Origin of the sequence: Pectobacterium carotovorum (assembly GCF_900129615.1) — a bacterium.
GTDB lineage: Bacteria > Pseudomonadota > Gammaproteobacteria > Enterobacterales > Enterobacteriaceae > Pectobacterium > Pectobacterium carotovorum.
Genome location: NZ_FQWI01000003.1, coordinates 251,924 through 272,422 on the forward strand (window position 1 = coordinate 251,924; position 20,499 = coordinate 272,422).

General features: G+C 49.2%; 20 protein-coding genes. 9 read left to right on the top strand and 11 right to left on the bottom strand.

Annotation, left to right across the window (positions count from 1 at the left end):
* Positions 1-306: 306 nt before the first annotated feature.
* Positions 307-1,101 carry a DUF4225 domain-containing protein gene (locus BUB06_RS08245; protein ID WP_039472294.1) on the top strand — a complete coding sequence of 265 codons (795 nt, stop codon included), beginning with the start codon at positions 307-309 and terminating at the stop codon, positions 1,099-1,101.
* A 345-nt stretch (positions 1,102-1,446) separates the two neighbouring features.
* Here the strand turns inward: BUB06_RS08245 and BUB06_RS08255 are convergent, their stop codons facing one another.
* The 3 genes from BUB06_RS08255 to BUB06_RS08265 all read right to left on the bottom strand — a co-directional run bounded on the left by BUB06_RS08255 (position 1,447) and on the right by BUB06_RS08265 (position 3,310).
* A complete protein-coding gene (locus tag BUB06_RS08255; RefSeq protein WP_039472298.1) occupies positions 1,447-1,788 on the bottom strand; it encodes a hypothetical protein in 342 nt (113 codons plus the stop codon).
* Positions 1,789-1,860: 72 nt separating this feature from the next.
* Positions 1,861-2,340, bottom strand: a complete 480-nt coding sequence (locus BUB06_RS08260) for an Hcp family type VI secretion system effector (RefSeq protein ID WP_039353631.1) — start codon at positions 2,338-2,340, stop codon at positions 1,861-1,863.
* A gap of 340 nt (positions 2,341-2,680) precedes the next feature.
* A complete protein-coding gene (locus tag BUB06_RS08265) occupies positions 2,681-3,310 on the bottom strand; it encodes a glutathione S-transferase family protein (RefSeq protein ID WP_039472300.1) in 630 nt (209 codons plus the stop codon).
* 491 nt (positions 3,311-3,801) lie between these two features.
* Here BUB06_RS08265 and BUB06_RS08270 point away from each other — a divergent pair, with 491 nt between their 5' ends.
* The 5 genes from BUB06_RS08270 (at position 3,802) to BUB06_RS08285 (ending at position 8,332) form a co-directional block, all read left to right on the top strand.
* A complete protein-coding gene (locus BUB06_RS08270; protein ID WP_039472302.1) occupies positions 3,802-5,424 on the top strand; it encodes an EAL domain-containing protein in 1,623 nt (540 codons plus the stop codon).
* A gap of 120 nt (positions 5,425-5,544) precedes the next feature.
* Positions 5,545-5,886, top strand: coding sequence for a zinc ribbon domain-containing protein YjdM (locus BUB06_RS08275; protein WP_014914475.1), 342 nt, complete (start codon positions 5,545-5,547; stop codon positions 5,884-5,886).
* A gap of 138 nt (positions 5,887-6,024) precedes the next feature.
* On the top strand, positions 6,025-7,095 hold the full coding sequence (gene mltB / locus BUB06_RS08280; RefSeq protein WP_039466932.1) for a lytic murein transglycosylase B: 1,071 nt from the start codon (positions 6,025-6,027) through the stop codon (positions 7,093-7,095).
* A 20-nt stretch (positions 7,096-7,115) separates the two neighbouring features.
* Entirely contained in the window at positions 7,116-7,298 is a 183-nt protein-coding gene (locus tag BUB06_RS22135; RefSeq protein ID WP_153266394.1) for a hypothetical protein, read from the top strand.
* Between the two features lie 308 nt (positions 7,299-7,606).
* On the top strand, positions 7,607-8,332 hold the full coding sequence (locus tag BUB06_RS08285; protein ID WP_201777493.1) for a sulfite exporter TauE/SafE family protein: 726 nt from the start codon (positions 7,607-7,609) through the stop codon (positions 8,330-8,332).
* Here the strand turns inward: BUB06_RS08285 and BUB06_RS08290 are convergent.
* From BUB06_RS08290 to BUB06_RS08315, 6 genes are all read right to left on the bottom strand, one after another.
* Entirely contained in the window at positions 8,329-9,222 is an 894-nt protein-coding gene (locus BUB06_RS08290; protein WP_039472304.1) for a LysR family transcriptional regulator, read from the bottom strand. The genes BUB06_RS08285 and BUB06_RS08290 overlap by 4 nt on opposite strands.
* Before the next feature lie 78 nt (positions 9,223-9,300).
* Positions 9,301-10,008: a GGDEF domain-containing protein gene (locus BUB06_RS08295; protein ID WP_010298465.1), complete on the bottom strand. Its 708-nt coding sequence runs from the start codon at positions 10,006-10,008 to the stop codon at positions 9,301-9,303.
* Positions 9,995-10,447: a DUF1987 domain-containing protein gene (locus tag BUB06_RS08300; protein ID WP_010298467.1), complete on the bottom strand. Its 453-nt coding sequence runs from the start codon at positions 10,445-10,447 to the stop codon at positions 9,995-9,997. The genes BUB06_RS08295 and BUB06_RS08300 overlap by 14 nt, the downstream gene beginning before the upstream one ends.
* A 1-nt stretch (position 10,448) precedes the next feature.
* Positions 10,449-11,003 carry a SiaB family protein kinase gene (locus BUB06_RS08305; RefSeq protein WP_080726780.1) on the bottom strand — a complete coding sequence of 185 codons (555 nt, stop codon included), beginning with the start codon at positions 11,001-11,003 and terminating at the stop codon, positions 10,449-10,451.
* 13 nt (positions 11,004-11,016) lie between these two features.
* Complete coding sequence (locus BUB06_RS08310) at positions 11,017-12,261, bottom strand: SpoIIE family protein phosphatase (protein ID WP_039472307.1); 1,245 nt, start codon at positions 12,259-12,261, stop codon at positions 11,017-11,019.
* 195 nt (positions 12,262-12,456) lie between these two features.
* On the bottom strand, positions 12,457-13,650 hold the full coding sequence (locus BUB06_RS08315) for an alpha/beta hydrolase (RefSeq protein WP_039472309.1): 1,194 nt from the start codon (positions 13,648-13,650) through the stop codon (positions 12,457-12,459).
* Between the two features lie 210 nt (positions 13,651-13,860).
* Here BUB06_RS08315 and BUB06_RS08320 point away from each other — a divergent pair, with 210 nt between their 5' ends.
* Together BUB06_RS08320 and uxuA are read left to right on the top strand one after the other, a co-directional pair.
* On the top strand, positions 13,861-14,595 hold the full coding sequence (locus BUB06_RS08320; protein WP_039472311.1) for an FCD domain-containing protein: 735 nt from the start codon (positions 13,861-13,863) through the stop codon (positions 14,593-14,595).
* Between the two features lie 287 nt (positions 14,596-14,882).
* A complete protein-coding gene (gene uxuA, locus BUB06_RS08325) occupies positions 14,883-16,079 on the top strand; it encodes a mannonate dehydratase (protein ID WP_039472313.1) in 1,197 nt (398 codons plus the stop codon).
* 103 nt (positions 16,080-16,182) lie between these two features.
* On the opposite strand, the gene pelI is transcribed toward uxuA, so the two are convergent.
* Positions 16,183-17,226 carry a pectate lyase PelI gene (pelI, locus tag BUB06_RS08330; RefSeq protein ID WP_039472315.1) on the bottom strand — a complete coding sequence of 348 codons (1,044 nt, stop codon included), beginning with the start codon at positions 17,224-17,226 and terminating at the stop codon, positions 16,183-16,185.
* Positions 17,227-17,802: 576 nt separating this feature from the next.
* Here pelI and BUB06_RS08335 point away from each other — a divergent pair.
* Entirely contained in the window at positions 17,803-19,011 is a 1,209-nt protein-coding gene (locus BUB06_RS08335) for a glycoside hydrolase family 28 protein (protein WP_039472317.1), read from the top strand.
* A gap of 313 nt (positions 19,012-19,324) precedes the next feature.
* On the opposite strand, the gene BUB06_RS08340 is transcribed toward BUB06_RS08335, so the two are convergent.
* A complete protein-coding gene (locus BUB06_RS08340) occupies positions 19,325-20,494 on the bottom strand; it encodes an HlyD family type I secretion periplasmic adaptor subunit (RefSeq protein ID WP_010298484.1) in 1,170 nt (389 codons plus the stop codon).
* Between the last annotated feature and the right edge of the window lie 5 nt (positions 20,495-20,499).

Here is a 20,499-nt window from a genome sequence, read left to right on the forward strand (position 1 = left end):
GCAAGTTTGCCTGGAAAAGGTATAGGGTCAATAAGATGAGGATTAAGTAAAATCGGGGAACAATCAACGTTATTGGGCTGATAATGGGTGATATTTCTGCTTAATGCCGCTGTCAACCATAGGGTAAGATTGGAGTAGCAAAATAAGGTGTTAGTCTCGGCAATGGGTTCGAACAACTGGCTTGTCAGGAATTGAGAAAGCAACGGATTGAGCCGAAGGGCTGAAAGTTAGCTGATTAGCAGAACAGATAACCAAGGGAATGGTATTAATGGTTATCAATGTTCTTTAACGTCAAGGATGCGAAATATGGACAACTACCTAAATAGAAATAGTGTTAATAATCAATATTTTTTGGCTATGGCTCAGGCCGCCGCGTTTGATCTAATGAAAACGGCCAGAATTGTATCATCCCGCCATATTAACGATCTTTTTCTTAAAGCAAAATTTGAGGATGAAATTCGGCGTTTTTCTAATGGGAATCTGGACATTGTTAGAAATGCCAGTAGTTCATCAGAATGTCAGGTTGCGATTAATAACATCAAGGAAGAATGTGCTAATATTGAAAAACAGGGAACAATGCTTTCTCTTGAAAAAGCCAAGGTATTTATTACCATCAACATGGAGAAAAGAGAGAAGGAAATTGGTTATACAATAAATGCAATCGGTGTGATGGTTGGTGGTGCTCAGTTTGTTTCTGGAGTGGGAATAGCTTATGCTGCGACTGGTTATTTAGGTCGATTTATTGGGGCACATATTGCTCTAAATGGAGCAAGTTCACTTAGTGAGAATATTTTCCATCTTACTGGGCGTGAGGATTCAGTAGGATTTATGAAGTCTGGCTATATACGTACGGCAGAATTTTTGGGGTTCGATAAAAAATCAGGTTTGCTGGCTTACCATTCAGTCGATCTTGTTACCTCATTCTATGGTATTGTTAAATTAACGCTGAAACCTGATGCCTGGCGGCTTTTTAGATATATCCCCAGTGATTATTATAGAAAAATAAATACGATGAGCAGAGCATCACTGATGTTGAAGATGGTTGGGGCTGGGAATAAGATACGTATAATGTCTGATATATACAAAGATGATTCTCTTTAATTTAATGGGCTGAGTCAGCCCATCTTACTCTTTCTCTTTAGGTAGGAATATGATTTATATGCCAATTTCATTGGGGTAATATAATAGACGAGAAAAACAAAAATAAGTGTGAATGAAAAATATACCGAGATGACAATAATGTCATATTTTATAATCAGGGTTGTTATAAGTATAGTGATTAGAACGACACATAAAAAACATCCAGTGTGAAATCTGCTTTTTAACGTGTGTGTTAACATCAATAATGTCTCTTCACTATTTTCACCACGAGAGATTATTTTCCTCATGAAATTAACATCCCCCTGAGTGAAACCATTCTCTAAGAGTTCCTTTTCTGTCTCTTGGTCATTCATGTTCCTTCTCCTTTATTAATCTATATGATTTATATGCCAGTTTCATTGGTCCTATGTGATAAACTAAGAAAAGAGAAAGCATCATGACAAAAAAATAAACAAAGAATTCAACTGAATCAACCGGTGTATTAAAAATAAAATTAATGATAAATGCAGAGATTATAACAATAAACAAAAAACATCCGTTATAAAACCGTGCTCGTAATGTATGAGTCAGGTTTTGTAGTGTCTCTTCACTATCCTCACCACGAGAGATTATTTTTCTCATGAAGTTAATATCACTCTGAGTGAAACCATTCTCTAAAAGTTCTTTTTCCATTTCCTGATCATTCATTTTTTATCCCGATTTTATTGTGTTTGATAGGGCGTAGAGACATTTTAACACTATCGCCCATCAGTTCTTTATTTAATAAGTCGAATCAGTCCATAAGAGGAAAGAACTGGTTCTTGCTACCACATGCTCCCATTCGATTGATGCAAATTTGAACGAAATGCTTTCCTGTGGCTGGGTTTCATTATGTGTCAATGAGTTAGGATAGAAAAATTGAATATCGTTGATAATAGCGTCTCTCAGCACCATTTTAAAATAGAGTTCGTTGCCACCGGATTGTGATGTCCTGTAAAACAGAAATTCACAGGTTAGTTTTTCGTTATCGCCTAATGCCTGAGCAATAAGTGGGGTGGCTTTATCTATCGGCTTTCTTATTTCTACGGGATTGAGAGCAACATTATCCTGTCGAGTTATTCTATTCATTAACTCATAAACAAAAATCTCATCTTCATGAGCGATCTGATACTTGTTACCAATCGAGTCTGCACTTGAACAGCCCGCAGAGATTAGACCTTGTTTGATGCCGGTGAGTTTCAGATAGATCAAATTTGCCATTATTCACTCCTTAATGTTGTCCATAATCCTGCCCCATAAATCCTTTTTCCTTATGGGAAGGGTAATTTCTGCATTTTTTAGTCAACGAGTCAATAGCGGTTATCGTATGATGTATATCACTTATTATGCTTGATTCTTGAAGTGATTAATATGCTAATTATTTTTAATTAAACTAATGATGATGAGAGGAGGACAGGGGGACTATACCACTCTTTATATTGATTTTGGGCTGATTTGTCAGTGTGAAAAAGATAAGTGGGGCCGGTTTCCCACAGTAGTCTGGGTGCGCGAGGCGGCTCGCAAGTCTATCATTAAATAAGCGATGCCTCGCACTGAGTATTTATTCTACGCGTGATTCAATGGCCTGAGCTTTTTGCCAGCTAGGCAGGTTTTTCAGCCGCTGAGAATAGCGCTGAATATTCGGGAAGCGCTCACTGGGAACGAGTCTCTCCACGACGGTATTAATAACAAAGCCCAGCATAATATCTGCGCCGGTCAATGTATCGCCCACGATAAATTCTCTTGAAGATAATGAGTCGTCTAAAAATGAAAAAACTTTCTCGAATTCGTTGTCAGCGTAACCTTCGAGGAAATTTAATGTGGTGCCGGTATTCTTTTCAAACTCGCCAAAGATCTTCAATAAAACCGGGAGCATGGCGGAGCTTTCCGCAAAGTGTATCCATTGCAGATAATCAATGTATTCGGCCGTGCTTGCATCCGGGGCTAGGTGCCTTGCATGGCGACTAATCAGGTATTCAACAATCGCACCGGATTCGGCGATGATTTTTCCATCCTCTTCAATCAACGGCGATTTACCCAAAGGATGTATCGCTCTCAAGGAGGCTGGTGCCAGATGCGTTTTTTCATCCCGCTGATATCTGACAAGCTCATAAGGTATCCCCGCTTCCTCAAGCAGCCAGAGGATACGAACAGACCGTGAATCATTAAGATGATGCAATTTTAATCCCATATCACGCTTCCTTAAATTCTGATGGTTTGAGCTAATCGCTATGATGTTGTTTCCATTACGCGTATTGATCCCATGTCACACAGGCAGAGTAGCGGTTCTGGTGGTTCGCGGCTAACAAGGCTATTTTTGAAGGGGCATAAATATTTTTATGAGGTGGTTATGCCCACGAATGTTGGATAAAAAATATGACCCGCTATCACCGCACTACACACATCGGCTGGCCTGATTCAGATCGTGCAGGACGACGGGCGTATCCTGTGCCAGCCGCGTTGATTTGCCACAGCCGTTGGGGCTGAGCAGGACGGTAATTTTTCCAGCGGGTCGTGACAGCGACAATCCGTCAAGAATGCGCTTGTCGCCTTTGCCTGAGAGGCGCTGCGGAATCCGACGGTTATGGGGGCTTAAAATCAGAATTATTTGAGATATCGATACATTGTCGGAAGGGGTTGTGTGCTATGTTGGATTTCTCATAATGATGATGCGTCGCTCCTATGAAAAAAAGCCTGCTAGCCTATTTTCAAGCGCTCTATTTTAAGAAAAGCTTTTTCTTATTGTCCTCCAGCCTGTTTTTTACTTTGGTTGCGCTTTTTGCGTTAGTGCTTGCAGTTTATTCGACATTTTCGCTCAGACAATTTGAAAGGGAAGTAGATGATTTTTCTGATGTTACGGTTGAACATGCCGGGAAAATTATTCAGCAGGCGACATCCGCACTCGATATTTTAGAACAAAAGTTTCCGCCTTATTGTGATAATCCGCATCTGGATTTATTGCGTAAAATTGCTTACGACAATGATTATATCCAGGATGTGGTCTATATCGATGGGAATCGGCCTCGCTGTTCTTCGATGCTGAGTGAAATTAATACAATGTTTCTTCCAGCCCCCGATTTTCATTATAAAGACGTCTATGACATCTGGTATAAAATTGAAAGTCCGCTGAATAAAAATAAGCCGATGATTTATGTCGGCGCAACGCGTCATCTTGTGGTGCTAAATCCACGTTCATTTCTGGATGTTCCCTCCTATAGCTATAATATCCAATACGCATTACTGGAGAAAAATAAGCAGGATGGGCGGGTTATTCTGTCCGATTTGATGAGTGGCAATATCTATTCCCGTTTGACTGCAGGGGGAAATAATCCCGATAGATTTTATATTGACGATAAATATTACGTCCTGAAACCACTACCGGATAGCGATCTTGCTTTGGTGGTCAGGGCGGATAAACCTGCGAGTTTTTCATTTTACCTAACGATTTTTTTCTCTGCGTTGCCTGTTTTTATGCTGATTTCCCTGATGCTGTCAGAGATTATCTCCAGAAAATCTCTGACCATTCAAAGCCCGCGCTATGTTCTCAATCAGGCGCTGAGGCAAAAAGAGTTTGAATTACATTATCAGCCGATTATTAAATTGGATACCGCTCAGGTTGTGGGGTGTGAAGCGCTGATTCGCTGGCGTCATTCGGACGGTCACCTGATTACACCAGACTCTTTTATTCCCATGATTCGTCAGGTTGGGTTGATGAAAGCGTTAACGTTATTCATCATTAATGAAGCGCTACAAACGGCTAGCGTACTGAAGAAAAGTTACCCTGACATGTTTGTCTCTATCAATCTTGAGGCGGCCGAATTTGAGGATATGTCTGTTTTCAATTATCTCGTGGAGCAGGTTGCCGTATATGAACTGAAGGGTGCCAATGTTAATGTCGAATTAACCGAATCATCCATGATTGAACCCCAGAAAGCGGCACCGATGGTGGAGCTGTATCAACAACAAGGCATTGATGTCGCCATTGATGATTTTGGTACCGGCTATTCTGGGCTGTCGTATCTTGAACGGGTAAAAGCCAATAAGCTTAAAATCGACAAGTCCTTTGTTGGGAATATTAGTGACCATTCACCGACTGATATTGTGCTGTCTCATATTGTCAGCATGGCGCACTGCCTTAATCTGCATATCGTTGCCGAAGGGATTGAGACTCCTGCTCAGGAAGCCTATCTGAAAAGCCTTGGCGTCGCTTATGCGCAGGGTTGGCTGTATTCCAAAGCGCTAACGCAAGAAGCACTGATTACGTTTCTGGCGGAAAAAGGTGAAACCGCGTCGGATGAGTCGTAAAGTCACGATAAACACGGCTTCACTATTAAAAATGCACATAAAAGGGTAAAATATCGAAAATATGGTAGTTACCTAATGATATTTATTACTTTTTTATTGTGAATTTTTCAGGAGTTTATCATGCAACAGTTACCTCATTGTCCAAAGTGCAGTTCTGAATATACCTGGCAAGAGGGCGAAATGCTTAACTGCCCTGAATGCGGAAATGAGTGGTCGGCGGCAGGCGATGCGCCAGCGCAGGATGACGCTTTAGTGGTGAAAGATGCCAACGGCAACCTGCTGGCGGATGGCGATACAGTAACGGTCATTAAAGACCTGAAAGTAAAAGGCAGTTCGACGCCGCTGAAAATCGGTACCCGCGTGAAGGGCATTCGTCTGGTCGAAGGCGATCACAACATTGATTGTAAAATCGACGGTTTCGGCCCGATGAAGCTGAAGTCCGAGTTTGTGAAGAAAAACTGATTCGGATGTGATAACGCGCGCGCCGGTCTTCTATTTGGTTGGCGCGCTGCATTTTTTCACCTCTGGCTGGTTTTTTCACATCAGACAATCCTTTACCATAGCCTGTATTGATTTCTTACCTGGCTATACGGATATCTGATGCGTCATTTGGTTCGTTTTCTCCCTCTGCTCGTTTTGCTCTCGGCCTGTAGCAGTCAGCCGGCCCCTCCTCCCGCAGAAGCGCCTTCAGGTAATCCTTTTAAAGGTGGCTTCCTGCTTGAACCCGCACACAATGTTCATCCGCTAGGCGGTGATTTTGCGACTAACCCGGCTACCGCGCGGTTTGTCGATAAAATGGTGCTGGAGCACGGCTTTAACCGCCAGCAACTGCATGATGTGCTGGTTCAGGCGAAAAGTCTGGATTGGGTAATCCGTCTGATGGATAAACAAGCCCCGACATCGCGCCCGCCGTCAGGGCCGAACGGTGCCTGGAACCGCTACCGCAATCAGTTTATTACGCCAGACAACGTGCAGAACGGTGTGGCGTTCTGGAATCAATATCAGGATGCGCTACAGCGCGCCCAGAACATTTACGGCGTCCCACCTGAGATCATCGTTGGCATTATTGGCGTGGAAACCCGCTGGGGTAGAGTGATGGGGAAAACGCGCATCATTGATGCCCTGGCAACGCTGGCGTTTGATTACCCGCGACGTGCCGATTACTTTGCGGGCGAGCTGGAAACCTTCCTGTTGATGGCGCGTAAAGAAGGCAACGATCCGCTTAGCCTGCGCGGCTCTTACGCGGGCGCGATGGGCTATGGGCAGTTTATGCCGTCATCCTTCAAGAACTATGCGGTGGATTTCGACGGTAACGGACATACCAACCTGTGGGATCCGGTGGATGCGATTGGCAGCGTAGCCAATTATTTCAAAGCACACGGATGGGTGAAAGGCGCACCTGTCGCGGTGCAGGCAAACGGTCAGGCTCCGCTGCTCCCGAACGGTTTTAATACCCGCTACTCGCTCACGGAACTACAGGCTGCGGGTCTGACGCCACAGCATTCTCTGGCGGGATACAGTGAAGCCAGCCTGCTGCGGCTGGATATCGGTACGGGGTATCAATACTGGTACGGCTTGCCGAACTTCTACACCATCACGCGCTACAACCACAGCACGCACTACGCGATGGCCGTGTGGCAACTGGGTGAGGCTGTAGGCCGCGCGCGCTAAGATATTTGCGGGTACTGTTTATGCTGTATCCGTCTTCTCTTTCGCAAGGGAAGCTCCTTATACACAATGTAAGGATGTCATCGGGTCTGGCCGTTATCTGGCGTAAAAAATTATGCAGCGGTGGGCGTGACCGCCGAGTGAGCGGCATGGATGCCGCGAAAGCCAGTGCCGCGTCGGGAACGCGTCACTGGTGGCTCGATTAGCGGTCATGAACACCGATGGCATCGCGTAGCGACATAATTTAGCCAAAAGCCGGGGTTCATAGGGGGCTGGTGTTTGAGCCCCCTATGTCGGGCGCGTGCGACGAAGTAGCATGAGAATAACGGTATTGTTGCGCACGAAACGGTCTCTGGACCTGCATAAAGATGTGACCCAGAGAATCCTAATCCTCCCTTTGCCTCCAATTTTCCCTTAATCACCCTCAATACAATCCGCATAGACACCAGCAGTTACCTTATTGGACTATTCCTGCATAGGGTTCTTCCTATGGTGCAGCAAACCGAGGCGATGAATGACAACGATGATGGTGGTGTTCCTGCTGGCTGGCGTGGTGAAAGGCGTGATTGGCCTGGGATTACCGACGATCGCGATGGGATTGTTAACGCTGGCGATGCCCGCAGCCAGCGCGGCCGGGCTCCTGCTTGTTCCGTCGCTAGTGACGAACATCTGGCAGCTCGCCTGCGGCCCCGCTTTTCTCAGCCTGATTAAACGGTTTTGGACGCTGTTTGCCGGGATCACTATTGGGACGTTCTGGAATGGTTTGCCAGCGCTCACCTCGTCATCGTCATGGACGAGCGCGGCACTTGGTGGCATTTTGGTGGTTTACGGCCTGTGGGGAATCATGGCGACGACGTTGCCGCAGCCGGGCCGTCATGAAATCTGGCTGTCGCCGCTGGTGGGTTACATCACCGGAGCTATCACGGCGGCAACGGGCGTCTTCGTGATTCCCGCAGTGCCTTACCTGCAATGCCTGCGGCTCAATAAAAACGATCTGGTGCAGGCGCTGGGGCTGGCGTTTACCGTTTCTACGTTGGGGTTGGCGCTACAGCTGATGCAGGGGATTGGACTACAGGGCATCGATCTCTGGCAGTCGATGCTGGCGCTGATTCCCGCGCTGCTGGGTATGATGATGGGGCAACGCCTGCGTCACGCGATTAGCGAACCGGTTTTCCGGCGCTGCTTCTTCATCGGGCTGGTGGCGCTGGGCGGATACATGGCTGCACGCGGGCTGCTTTAAGCCGCATTCTCTTCTGTAATAAAAGCCACGAAATCCTGAACATAGCCGGGCAGTGCGGAAAACTGGCGGGCGCAGACCACCAGATTACGCGTCGCCCAGTCGTCTGACAGCGGGATCGTGCGAATCGCCAGCCGTTCCATCATGCGCTGTGCGGCATGTCGCGGAAGAATGCCAATGCCGATACCGCTGTGAATCACCTGCGTGACGGCATCGAAGCTGGCAAGACGCACGCGGTAATTCAGGCGTTTTCCCAGCCTTTTGGCGTGCTCGTCGATGTGTTCCTGCAAGGCCGCGCCTTCGCTAAGCCCGATAAATTCGGCGTCGGCAATGGCGGAAAAGGTGAGCTGCTGTGCATCAGACCACATGCTGTCACGGGGAACCACAACGACCAGCTCGTCCTGACGGAACGGACGCGTTTCCAGTCCGTCGAGCGGCACGGAATCGGCGACAATACCAATATCGGCGGTTTGATTACGGATAGCGCTGACGATATCACGGCTGAGTTTTTCATTCACCGCGACGGATATCTGCGGGAAAATCACTAGATAGCGACCCAGCAGGGCAGGCAAATATTCATTCAGCGCCGCCGAGTTGCACAGCAGCGGAATATGGCCGCGCAGCCCTTTGCTGTACTGGTGTAATTCGCTGCGCATATGTTCGACCTGACGCAGGATAATGTGGGCATGGTGCGCCAGCGAAAAGCCCGCGTCGGTGAGCGAGACACCTGCCTTTGAGCGCAGCAGCAGTGGTACGCCAAGTTCATCTTCCATTCCCCGGATTCGTTCGCTGGCAGCCTGCACGGTCAGGCTGGACGCCGCTGCGCCACCGGTAATGCTGCCTGCTTTCTGAATATTGAGAAACAGCCGGAGATCGGTTAAATCGAATCGCATAGGGGATCTGTCTCGGAGGAGCTGATACCCACTATTATGGTTGTGAGTCTGGGCGACGGCAATCGCCCGGCCTGAGACTTACTGAAATTCCACTCGATTTCTGCCTTTTTCCTTTGCCTGATAGAGCGCGGCATCCGCGGCACCGTAGAGCGCATCAAAGCGGGTTTTCTGCGGTGCCCAACTGACGCCGAAGCTGGCGGTGACGCGCTGTTGTGGCAACACGCTGAGCGGCATTCTGTTGAGATCCTGATGAAGACGGCTGGCGAGCGAGACGGCCTGCATGAGCGTATGCCCTTCCAGCAGGATGGTGAACTCTTCACCGCCGACGCGGCCAATGCTGCTCGTGGTATTCAGAATCTGTTGCACGCGTGAAACCAGATCGCAGATCACGGCATCGCCGGTAGGGTGACCATAGGTATCATTCACCTGCTTGAAATGATCGATATCCAGCACGATGAGCGCGGCCTGATTACGCTCCAGCGCGTGGTTAATGTGTTCAATAATCGCGCCACGGTTATACACGCTGGTTAACGGATCGTGGCTGGCTTTGTACTCCAGCTCGACTGCCAACTGATTGAGCTGTGCGTTCAGACGGTTCAGCTCTTTCTCCGCCCGGTCGCTGCGTGAAATCAGACGGTGCGACTCGCGTACCAGCCGCTGATAGTGGTCGGTTAACGCCAGCAGCGTGTCGCGATAGACTTCGGCTGGCCTTTCCTGCTGGTTAGCGATGTTGCGCGCGGCGAGCAGAATGTCGTATTCCGGTGTAAACAATTCAATTGTGCTCATGATTATCACTCAAAATTGTGCTGTGAAAGGTCAGGGCAGGGAAATCGATGTGAAGCTCTTCACCAAATTCTTCCGCAATGTCGTCGTCTTTGTCGTAATACCAATACAGTGCAATCGAGAGCGTCTGTTCAGCCGCCTGATTAAGCAGGTTGAATAAACTGAACAGCATCTTGGTGCTGGAACTGTTGAAATAAATCAGGGAGACGTGAATGTCGATGCTCGGCAGCGCTTCATCCGGCGGCATCGTTTCCGCGTAGGTTGTTAACGCGTGCAGATACGCCTGAATCTCGGTGAGCAGCGGGCGATAAAACGCCGCGGCATTCTCAGGGTAAGATTCGCCGGAAAGATAAAGACGGTGTGTGTCAAAGTGAAAATCAACCGTCGGGGTACAGGATGTCCCCGAAATATGGAGGTTGCTTAGGGTTGTTATATTTTTCATGTTAAATGATTGCCTTCAGATAAAACGTAGATAGCCCCGTTGATGCATCGGCCCGAAACGTAAACTGGAGTGGCTCACTGGCATCACGCGCGACGGTCAATAACCCCATATCCGCGCCTTTGCTTGATGACGGGGTTTCATCACGCAGAGAGACTTTGTAGGCGAGTCGGATTTCATCAAGCGTCATACCGCGCAGTGGCTCAAGACGCCCTCGCAACGTCTCGACATCGTCGGGGTGTATCGGATTGGCACACAACAGGAAGTATTTCCCATTTTCGTAACCCAAACACACGGAGCCATGGCGGACTTCGACGGGCTGATCGAGTGCGGTTAACGGGGCTGCGGAATAGCGAGTAATGTTCTGCACCATTTCGACGAACGTAGAGAACAGTCGGCGGCGAATGCCAGCAGGAAGCTGCTTTTTCTCCAGCTGTAGCCGCATAGTTTCGGCCAGTGAACTGATGATGTTTTGTGAAAAATAGCCCACGTAATACAGCGTGATGTCATGCTGATGTGAGGGTAAAAAAAACTCGGTGTATTTGATGTTTGGCATCATTCTGTCTGCCTGATTAAACAAAAGTCGAACAATGTCGGAAGCCCCAAAATGTTAAATCGTCTCGCCGGGTCTGATCGCCCTGGTAGATCTTGTGTGCCGACAGGAGCTGGTTAGCCAGTTCGCGCATCGGCTGGTGTTGATGGTGCTGGAGGTACTCCTGTAGGCGACGTTTACCAAACATAATCCGGCGTTCCCCGCCGATTTGATCCGTCAAGCCATCCGTGGTGGTGAAAAACATATCGTTGTCATGAAGCGGCAATTCATAGCTCGACCACTGATAGTCATAAGGCGTTTCGGTGTAGCCGACTCCCATACGATCGCACTGGAGTGGCGTCAGCTGTCCGGTCTGGCGTTGCAGCATGAAGGCGGGCATGCGCGCACCGGAAAACGTCAGCGTGTTTCGCGTCATATCGCAGAACACCAGCATCGCGTCACAGCCGTCGTTAGAGGTGGAAAGCTGACGCGCTTCGTCACGCTGCCCCAGCGTATCTTTGATGTGACGGTTGATTGCCTGTAATAACTGGGCTGGCAGCATCGGGCCGTGCTGTGTCAGCGCCTGTTCCAGCGCGGAAGAGAAAATCAGCGTCATAAATGCGCCGGGTACGCCGTGCCCGGTACAGTCCGCGACAGCGGCAAGCCAGCCGTTCTGATAGGTTTTAAAGGCATAACAGTCGCCGCCGACACAGTCTCGCGGTTCCCAGGCTAAACACCAGTCGGCCAGCGTGCGGGACATCGCCTGTGTTGACGTCGTCAGCATCGCCGTCTGAATCACGCTGGCATATTCGATGCTTTGCATAATTTGCTGATGCTGGCGCAGGTGCATATCGGAGACGGCCTTGATCAGATCGATGCCGAGTCCGATACCGATATAACGCCCGTTCTCGGTGATCATAAAGCCGTCCGTCAGCGATTTATCACCGGTAATCACCGTTTGATCGGCAACGTCGTTCAACGACGCCAGCGCATCGACAATCAGCGGGTTTTTATCCATAAACGCGATGCAGCTCTTTTTGTCGTACAGTTCGCGATAAAAAGGCCGGGACATTTGCGAGAGAAAAATATGGCGGTTGATGAGGCCGAAAGGGCGTCCATCCTCAACGACAGGCAGGCTGACCCACTCTTTATTCTTACTGAACAGCTGCAATACGGTGGCATTGTCGGTGTCAGGAGAAACGTCCGGCAGATGAATGCAAAGATCTCGCGCCACCGGTGTACCCCGGAGGAGTGGTCGGGCGCAAGGAACGGGCATGGCGGTCATGGTTAATCTTTGGGCGTATTTATCTTTAAGTCAAAATACCTGCCCTTGATGACCAAATGATGACAGCCCCCGTCATACTTCAAGCCGCAGATGCGTTGGCTTCCCTTACTCACCCCAGTCACTTACCGGTGTAAGCTCCTGGGGATTCGCGCGGTTGCCGCCTTCCTGCAACTCGAATTATTTAGGGGGCTCGTGCTATTGCGTGTGCAGGACGTTGGCCATGATCTGATTTTGCCAGTCGAAATACGGGTTAAAGGTCAGGCGCACATGGGTTTTGCCATTTTCCACGTATCCCCAATCGGAATACCACAGCGTGCTGCGATCCTGACAGATTTTCAGGTCGTTCAGAGGTTGGCCGTTGGCGCAGATGACGATTGCCCCTGTTTTGCCGTATTCCTTATTGTCTGGCGAAAACAGGAGCGACATGTGCGAGAACTGGCTGATGCGCCAGTCGGGCAGCGAGCCTGTCCGCACCAACACGCGTGAGGAATGGATACCGGCAGGGCGATCGCCATACCAGATCAGACGGCTGCGCGGGTTGGTAAACTGCTTATCGAACGCGTTGACAACATAAGCCGTATCAACGACGGAATCATGCTCTGCCAGCACGATTAACACTGGTTTGTCATAAGGCTTTTTGGCGAGCTGTGAGCGCACGCCGCTGCTGGAATAATAATATTGGGCGAAGCCGTTGGTCGGCACTCGCATATAGCGGGTTGCCAACTGCTGGGGATAGCCGGGGCGCGGCGGCATCAGCCAGTCGGTAAACACGGACAGCACTGGGGCCATGAAGTCGTATTTTTCGTTGGACTTAATCGCGGGGGAGAACAGCACCAGTCCTTTGATTTCAGGGTGCTGTAAGGCGTATTCCAGTACCAGATTACCGCCGGTGGAAAAGCCGCCTAGGTAAACTTCATCGACCTCTTTGCTGAGGATAGCAGCCTGCTCTGCGACCACCCTGCGCCAGTCATCGACGGTAACGTGCAGCAGATCGGAGGGGCGGGTGCCATGACCCGGTAGCAACACGGTTCTGACCAGAAAACCTTGTTCGACCAATTGCGGTGTCACGTCGGTGAATGAACCCGGCGAGTCACCCAGCCCGTGCACCAGCAAAATGGCTTTATGCGGTTGGCCGATGGGGCGGGTTTCACTGGGCGTATTCCAACGTAATTCCAGCTGTTTATCTGTGGTCTGGAAGGCGCGATGCTGTTCTACCCAGCGCGTGGTGTCTTGCTGGTAACGCTCGAATGATGTTTGTCCTAATGGCGTGATGTCGCGCGGGCTGCTATTGCATCCCACCATGAAAAGTACGCCAGTGAGGGTGAACAAACCTGACATCACCCGTTTCCAGACTACCCACGAAACGAACCGGAATACGTCTATTGTCATTTATGCTCCTTGCCTTTTGGCAATATCAATCTGTTCGCTAACGGGATATGGCGTTTCGACAACACTATATCTGAAATTATTTATCATGCAGATTGCTCAACGTGCTGCGCTATAAGGCTTCATGTTATACTTCAGACAAATTGGGCGTTTTTTCTGTCTTTTGGTCAGGCCAATATTACGATGGCCGATGTTGAATAAAGGGATGGCGGTATGCGTTTATATCAGCAGATTGGCGACAATCTTCGCGCGGAAATTCTGAAGGGAAACTATCAGATTGGCGACCGCTTGCCTCCCGAACGTGATATTGCTGAAACCTACAACGTCAGCCGCAGCGTAGTGCGTGAAGCCCTGATCATGCTGGAGCTGGAAAAGCTGATTGAGGTGCGCAAAGGCTCTGGCGTTTATGTCATGCAGTTGCCGAGCGCGCAGGGAAAAGACAGCGTGGTGGACAGCGGCTATGGCCCCTTCGAGCTGATGCAGGCGCGTCAACTGCTGGAAGGCGAAGTCGCGGCGTTTGCCGCGATGCAGGCGACCAAGAGCGACATCGTGAAAATGCGGCAGGCCATTGAACAAGAACGGGCGTCGCTTGAGAACGGCAGCGTGGATGAAAGCGCCGATGAACAATTCCATTGCCTGCTGGCGCAGTCTACCCAAAACAGCGTTTTAGCCAATATGGTGTATGAGGTGTGGCAGGCGCGTAAACGCAGCCCCATGTGGCAGGGCATTCACTCCCATACCGATGATTTCAGCTATCAGCGCCAGTGGCTGGACGATCATGAACAAATCCTGCGTGCCGTGTCTCGTCGTGATGTGAACATGGCGCGTCAGGCAATGTGGCAGCATCTGGAAAACGTAAAAATTAAACTGCTGGAAATCTCAAATGTGGACGATCCGGCCTTCGACGGCTACCTGTTCGAGTCCGTTCCTTCGCGTCTGGAATCCTGATTCCCCCTGTGTTTCTCTTCCCTGTGTAACTTTTCTCTCCGGCATCGCATTGGTGTACGGAGAGAAAAGATATCAGACCAAATAATCCATTTCTGACTTTTCTCCTCACTATTTCAGCCTGATTACGCATGATGTTAGTCCAAAATGCGAATTTTTTGTGTAATTGGTCAATCAATTCGTGAGTTTCGTTTGACAGCCTGTGTCGGTGAGGTAGGCTTTTCCTTATTTATTGATGAAAGAAAGTGACGAAAACAACTCTCTCACTTGGCGAAAAAAGGTAACTCAGTATGGAACAAACCTGGCGTTGGTACGGCCCGAACGATCCTGTCTCACTGGATGATGTGCGGCAAGCCGGTGCGACCGGCGTGGTGACGGCGTTGCACCACATCTCGAATGGCGAAATCTGGTCGATTGAAGAGATTGAAAAGCGCAAAGCCGAATTGAAGGCGAAAGGGCTGGTGTGGTCGGTAGTAGAAAGCGTGCCGGTTCATGAAGAGATCAAAACACAGACGGGGAATTATCAACAGCATATTGCCAATTATCAGCAATCGCTGCGTAACCTGGCGCAGTGCGGCATTGATACGGTGTGTTATAACTTCATGCCCGTGCTGGACTGGACGCGAACCGATCTGGAATATGTGCTGCCGGATGGCGCAAAGGCGCTGCGTTTCGATCATATCGCCTTTGCAGCTTTTGAACTGCATATCTTGAAGCGTCACGATGCTGAAAAAGATTATACGGCGAATGAACAGGCACAGGCTGCCGACTACTTCCGTGCGATGAGCGAAGAGGATATCGCGCGCCTGACGGGCAACATTATCGCCGGGCTACCGGGGTCCGAAGAGGGCTATACGCTGGAGCAATTCCGTGGCCGTCTGGCGGAATATGATGGTATCGACCATGCGAAACTCCGTGAGCACCTTGGACATTTCCTCCGTGAGATTGTGCCCGTTGCGGAAGCTGTCGGCCTCCGCCTTGCCATTCACCCTGACGATCCACCACGTCCGATCCTTGGGCTGCCGCGCGTGATGTCCACGATTGACGACATGCACTGGCTGAAACAGACGGTCGATAGCCTTCATAACGGCTTTACCTTCTGCACAGGATCGTACGGCGTACGTGCCGATAACGATCTGGTGACGATGCTGGAAACGTTCGGCGATCGCGTGCATTTCACCCATCTGCGTGCCACCTGTCGGGAAGACAATCCCAACTCGTTCCATGAAGGGGCGCATTTGCAGGGGGATGTGGACATGGTGGCGATTATCAAAGCCATTCTGGCGGAAGAACTGCGGCGTCAGAAGGCGGGCGATCGCCGTCCGATCCCGATGCGGCCAGATCACGGGCATCAGATGCTGGACGATCTGAAAAAGAAAACCAATCCTGGCTACTCGGCAATTGGGCGGTTGAAAGGGCTGGCGGAACTGCGTGGCGTCGAGCTGGCGTTGAAACGCATGCTGTTTACCGAATTGCAGCAAGGGTGATGAAATGAAACAGACCGTGCTTGAATAAGCACGGTCTGTAGGTGACTGATGCGTCAGGACCCCAGAGGGGGTATTAATTTATATGTGAATTCTGCTGGCAGAATTACAGAGCTTTAACGTTTGAACGGCTGACTTTGCAGTTCTTGGTATCCCACTGCTCGTCATGTTTTGTTGGTGTGCCTTTGCCTTTTTCTACACCAGTAAACTCTTCACAGATTTTAGGTTTACCTGCTTTGTAGTTTTTAATACGCAAATCACGGATTTCAGCGACGTCGCCAAAGTTACGGTTTACGCCAGCGATGCTGTCGATGGTGCCGTTAACGGTTGCGCTGATGATGGTGAGGTTACGTGGGCCACCGTTGTTGGTGCAGTCACCGCAAGAACGCCACAGTTTGCCGTGCTGACCAGTCAGGGTGAAGTTGCCCTGTACGATCGTGTGGCTGTTTTTGGAATTCTGCTGCAGTACTTTGTCCGGCTTGCCGCCAGGGCCATTGGTGGTGTTATGTGCCACACCGCCGACGATGGTCATGGTTTTACCCAGGTTGGTTGCCGCATCTTCACAAACGTCTTCCCAGATCACGTTTTCAATACGGCAGTTGCCTGACTTACAGTGGATACCGTCAGAACCGCCTTTTTCAGAGATGCGCAGGTTCTTAATGGTGGCATTTTCCAGTGTGATAACAGGAGGCTGTTTATCACTGTCGCCTTTACAGCTCAGACCCAGAGTAATACCACCGCAGTCGACGGTTTTATCTTTAATTACCGCTCCCGCTTTACATTCTGAACTGGCTGCTTTAAGCGGCGCTGCACGTAATGGCGCAGGTGCTGTTGAGGCCGCATTAGATTTCAGAACGCTATTATTGCCGCTAACGGTATCCACCCAATACCAATAGTCTGACTGTGGATTGGCGGTTAAATCGGTAAAGGTTCTGTCTGTGGAATTGAGCTCTGCGATTTTTTCGCTGCCTGCCTGAGCACTACTGGTGCTGCGATACACATCCTGGCGAACAACATTGCCTGCATCGGTAGACCAGCTTAAATAGGTGGCATTATCTTTTTTCAGCAGCATCAGCATGGTGTCATCAGCCTGAGCCTGAAAAGAAATAGCAGCGGTGCATAAAAATATCGGTGTTAAATACTTAAACATGTGTTTTTCCTTGTAAATTAAACGGATATTTTTCTCTTTATTTATTCCAAATAAAGAGGGAGTCCTTGCGCATCGAGAAGGATTATATAGCAGAGAATATGAAATGAATAATGATTCGACGAAATTGTTGAGGTTAATCAGATTATTTAATTTAGTCTGTTATTATTTTATATTTAATTTTAATTCTAATTGATTATATTCTATTTAATTATTTTTAGAGAATTAATAATCATTCGGAAGGTTCTTATTAAAGAATAAGAAAAGTGAATGGTGTGAAGAGGCAAAAATCTTACCACTCACCTACTGCTGCGCGTGACGGGATTCGCTTTGTTTCTACGTTTCATTGATGTGCCATTTACTTTTCTGGTGATAATTTAATCATGCGTAAAATTGAATGCTTTTATGAATAAGCATTGAAATTTTTTATGTAAATGGACTTTTATTAATCTACATATTCATGTGCGACAACTTTTAGTTTCTATAAAGGCGTTTCATGTTTCTTAATTAAATAAAGAGAATGCGTAATTCCTTTTTAGTCACAATAAAATTGCGGATATCTATAAGGTAAGGTTTGACATGGAATATCAATCAGGCAAGCGAGTTTTATCATTATCACTAGGGCTTATCGGCCTGTTCAGCACATCGGCATTTGCTTCTGATTCTCGAACGGTAAGTGAGCCGAAAGCACCGTCTTCCTGTACGGTGCTTAAAGCGGACAGTAGTACGGCAACGAGTACGATTCAAAAAGCGCTGAATAATTGCGGGCAAGGAAAAGCAGTAAGATTGAGCGCAGGGAGTTCGTCTGTTTTTCTGAGCGGTCCGCTTTCTCTACCTTCTGGCGTGAGCTTATTAATCGACAAAGGAGTGACTCTACGTGCTGTGAATAATGCTAAGTCTTTTGAGAACGCACCGTCATCCTGTGGCGTGGTGGATACAAACGGTAAAGGCTGTGATGCGTTTATTACCGCGACGAGTACGACAGGTAGCGGAATCTATGGGCCGGGCACCATTGATGGACAAGGGGGCGTGAAGCTTCAGGATAAAAAGGTGAGCTGGTGGGATCTGGCTGCCGATGCCAAAGTGAAAAAGTTAAAACAGAATACCCCCCGGCTGATTCAGATTAATAAGAGCAAGAATTTCACGCTGTATAACGTCTCTCTCATTAATTCTCCGAACTTCCACGTCGTGTTCAGCGATGGTGACGGTTTCACCGCGTGGAAAACCACGATCAAAACGCCGTCCACTGCCAGAAACACCGACGGTATCGATCCTATGTCGTCAAAGAACATCACCATTGCCCACAGTAATATTTCGACGGGTGACGATAATGTGGCGATCAAAGCCTATAAAGGTCGTTCTGAGACACGCAATATTTCCATTTTGCATAATGAATTTGGAACGGGGCATGGCATGTCGATCGGTAGCGAAACGATGGGGGTTTATAACGTGACGGTCGATGATCTGGTTATGACTGGCACCACGAATGGCTTACGTATTAAAAGTGACAAATCGGCAGCCGGCGTTGTCAATGGTGTTCGGTATAGCAACGTAGTCATGAAGAACGTGGCGAAACCGATCGTGATTGACACGGTATATGAGAAAAAAGAGGGAAGTAATGTTCCTGACTGGAGCGACATTACGTTTAAGGATATTACGTCTCAAACCAAAGGTGTGGTGGTGTTGAACGGCGAGAATGCGAAAAAGCCGATAGAAGTGACGATGAAGAACGTCAAACTGACGAGCGACAGTACATGGCAAATCAAGAACGTCACCGTTAAGAAGTAGTTCGATTAATAAGTTGTTTTGTCATGACAACGTCCAGAGCGTTGACAAATCTACTTGCAGAACGAGAACGGTGGTAATGGGATAGAAGAGTAAAGCGTCCGCGCCAGGGACAAAAACGTCAGGAACGTTTTTGAACGTCGCTAGCGACGGCCCTGAAAGGGTGAATCTCAGTAATGAGATTCATATTTGCGCGGCTCGAGCTTACAGGGAGGTACTCGCAGCGTCTTTACGATCTACCCATTATCACCGCTCGACTCACTTTTTCAGCAATCACAGCACCGTTATTTATAAAGCGTGCATTGAGTGTACTGACTTAACGTTCACGCAGCGCTTCATTGACCTTATTCAGCGGTTTAATCAGATAGTCCATCACGCTTTTTTGACCGGTTTTTATCTCCACGCTGGCGACCATGCCAGGTACGATGGGGAATTTTTCCCCGGCTTTGTTGGTCAGCTCCGCCTGCGTGGTGCGCACATAGATCCGATAATAAAACTGATCGCGCCTGACTTCGTCCTGAAGAGTATCGGGTGACACGCTTTCGACTTCGCCCGTTAAATTGCCGTAGATGGAAGAATCATAGGCAGTGATTTTTACCGTAGCGGGCAAACCCGGCCGGATATAGGCAATATCGCGCGGGTTGATGCGCGTTTCGATCAGCAACTGATCTTCCAGCGGCACGATTTCCATCAGCTTGCCGCCCGGTTGCAGCACGCCGCCCACGGTCGTGACCTGAATATCTTTCACAATCCCTCGCACCGGTGACGTGATGGTGGCGCGCTTGAGCTGATCGGCTTTCCCGCTGACTACTTCCATCTGCGCTTCCAGATCGGCGTTGTTTTTGACCTGTTCTTCCCGCGCCCGGACGGCGTATTGGTTGTTGGCTTCGTCGATTTTGCCACGGATTTCGCTAATCTGACGGCGTAACCGGATCACCTCGACGGCGCTGGCGGCACCGCGCTGCACCAGCGGCTCCGTCATCCGCAGTTCTTGTTCCACCAGCCGCATAGACTGTTGCAGGTTGGCGACGGTTTCATCGCGATTGCGCAAGCGTGATTCATAAAGCTGACGTTCGCGTGCGGCCAGCGCGGGTTCCTTCATGGTTTCTGCGCTGAATTTTAGCGGTGCGCCGCTGAGCTCGGCGTGCAGACGTTCGGCGGACGCCCGCAGCGTCTGCACGCGGGAGAAGGCTTCGCCGTAGACGGACTGGAAGCGGTTGATGTCCAACTGCGCCAGCACCTGACCCTTCTCGACGACGTTACCTTGTTGCACATAGATCTGGCCGATAATCCCGCCGTCCAGACTTTCAATCACCTGTGCGCGGGTCGACGGCGTCACCTTACCGCTCCCGACGGAAACCTCATCCAGCACGGCGAAGGTGGCCCAGATAAAAAATACGATCAGCCCCAGCAGGCTGAGCCAGATAATAACGGAGACGCGTCGACCCTGGCGTTTCAGGTCATCATGGATCGTGATGCTACTCATTGTGT

What these genes read in the sequence shown, in the direction of transcription:
- pelI (WP_039472315.1), bottom strand. Translation starts at nt 17,226, where the DNA reads ATGTTTAAGTATTTAACACCGATATTTTTATGCACCGCTGCTATTTCT.
- BUB06_RS08275 (WP_014914475.1), top strand. Translation starts at nt 5,545, where the DNA reads ATGCAACAGTTACCTCATTGTCCAAAGTGCAGTTCTGAATATACCTGG.
- BUB06_RS08265 (WP_039472300.1), bottom strand. Translation starts at nt 3,310, where the DNA reads ATGGGATTAAAATTGCATCATCTTAATGATTCACGGTCTGTTCGTATC.
- BUB06_RS08335 (WP_039472317.1), top strand. Translation starts at nt 17,803, where the DNA reads ATGGAATATCAATCAGGCAAGCGAGTTTTATCATTATCACTAGGGCTT.
- BUB06_RS08340 (WP_010298484.1), bottom strand. Translation starts at nt 20,494, where the DNA reads ATGAGTAGCATCACGATCCATGATGACCTGAAACGCCAGGGTCGACGC.
- BUB06_RS08315 (WP_039472309.1), bottom strand. Translation starts at nt 13,650, where the DNA reads ATGACAATAGACGTATTCCGGTTCGTTTCGTGGGTAGTCTGGAAACGG.
- mltB (WP_039466932.1), top strand. Translation starts at nt 6,025, where the DNA reads ATGCGTCATTTGGTTCGTTTTCTCCCTCTGCTCGTTTTGCTCTCGGCC.
- BUB06_RS08320 (WP_039472311.1), top strand. Translation starts at nt 13,861, where the DNA reads ATGCGTTTATATCAGCAGATTGGCGACAATCTTCGCGCGGAAATTCTG.
- BUB06_RS08290 (WP_039472304.1), bottom strand. Translation starts at nt 9,222, where the DNA reads ATGCGATTCGATTTAACCGATCTCCGGCTGTTTCTCAATATTCAGAAA.
- BUB06_RS08310 (WP_039472307.1), bottom strand. Translation starts at nt 12,261, where the DNA reads ATGACCGCCATGCCCGTTCCTTGCGCCCGACCACTCCTCCGGGGTACA.
- BUB06_RS08285 (WP_201777493.1), top strand. Translation starts at nt 7,607, where the DNA reads ATGACAACGATGATGGTGGTGTTCCTGCTGGCTGGCGTGGTGAAAGGC.
- BUB06_RS08270 (WP_039472302.1), top strand. Translation starts at nt 3,802, where the DNA reads ATGAAAAAAAGCCTGCTAGCCTATTTTCAAGCGCTCTATTTTAAGAAA.
- BUB06_RS08295 (WP_010298465.1), bottom strand. Translation starts at nt 10,008, where the DNA reads ATGAGCACAATTGAATTGTTTACACCGGAATACGACATTCTGCTCGCC.
- BUB06_RS08260 (WP_039353631.1), bottom strand. Translation starts at nt 2,340, where the DNA reads ATGGCAAATTTGATCTATCTGAAACTCACCGGCATCAAACAAGGTCTA.
- BUB06_RS08245 (WP_039472294.1), top strand. Translation starts at nt 307, where the DNA reads ATGGACAACTACCTAAATAGAAATAGTGTTAATAATCAATATTTTTTG.
- BUB06_RS08255 (WP_039472298.1), bottom strand. Translation starts at nt 1,788, where the DNA reads ATGAATGATCAGGAAATGGAAAAAGAACTTTTAGAGAATGGTTTCACT.
- uxuA (WP_039472313.1), top strand. Translation starts at nt 14,883, where the DNA reads ATGGAACAAACCTGGCGTTGGTACGGCCCGAACGATCCTGTCTCACTG.
- BUB06_RS22135 (WP_153266394.1), top strand. Translation starts at nt 7,116, where the DNA reads ATGCTGTATCCGTCTTCTCTTTCGCAAGGGAAGCTCCTTATACACAAT.
- BUB06_RS08300 (WP_010298467.1), bottom strand. Translation starts at nt 10,447, where the DNA reads ATGAAAAATATAACAACCCTAAGCAACCTCCATATTTCGGGGACATCC.
- BUB06_RS08305 (WP_080726780.1), bottom strand. Translation starts at nt 11,003, where the DNA reads ATGATGCCAAACATCAAATACACCGAGTTTTTTTTACCCTCACATCAG.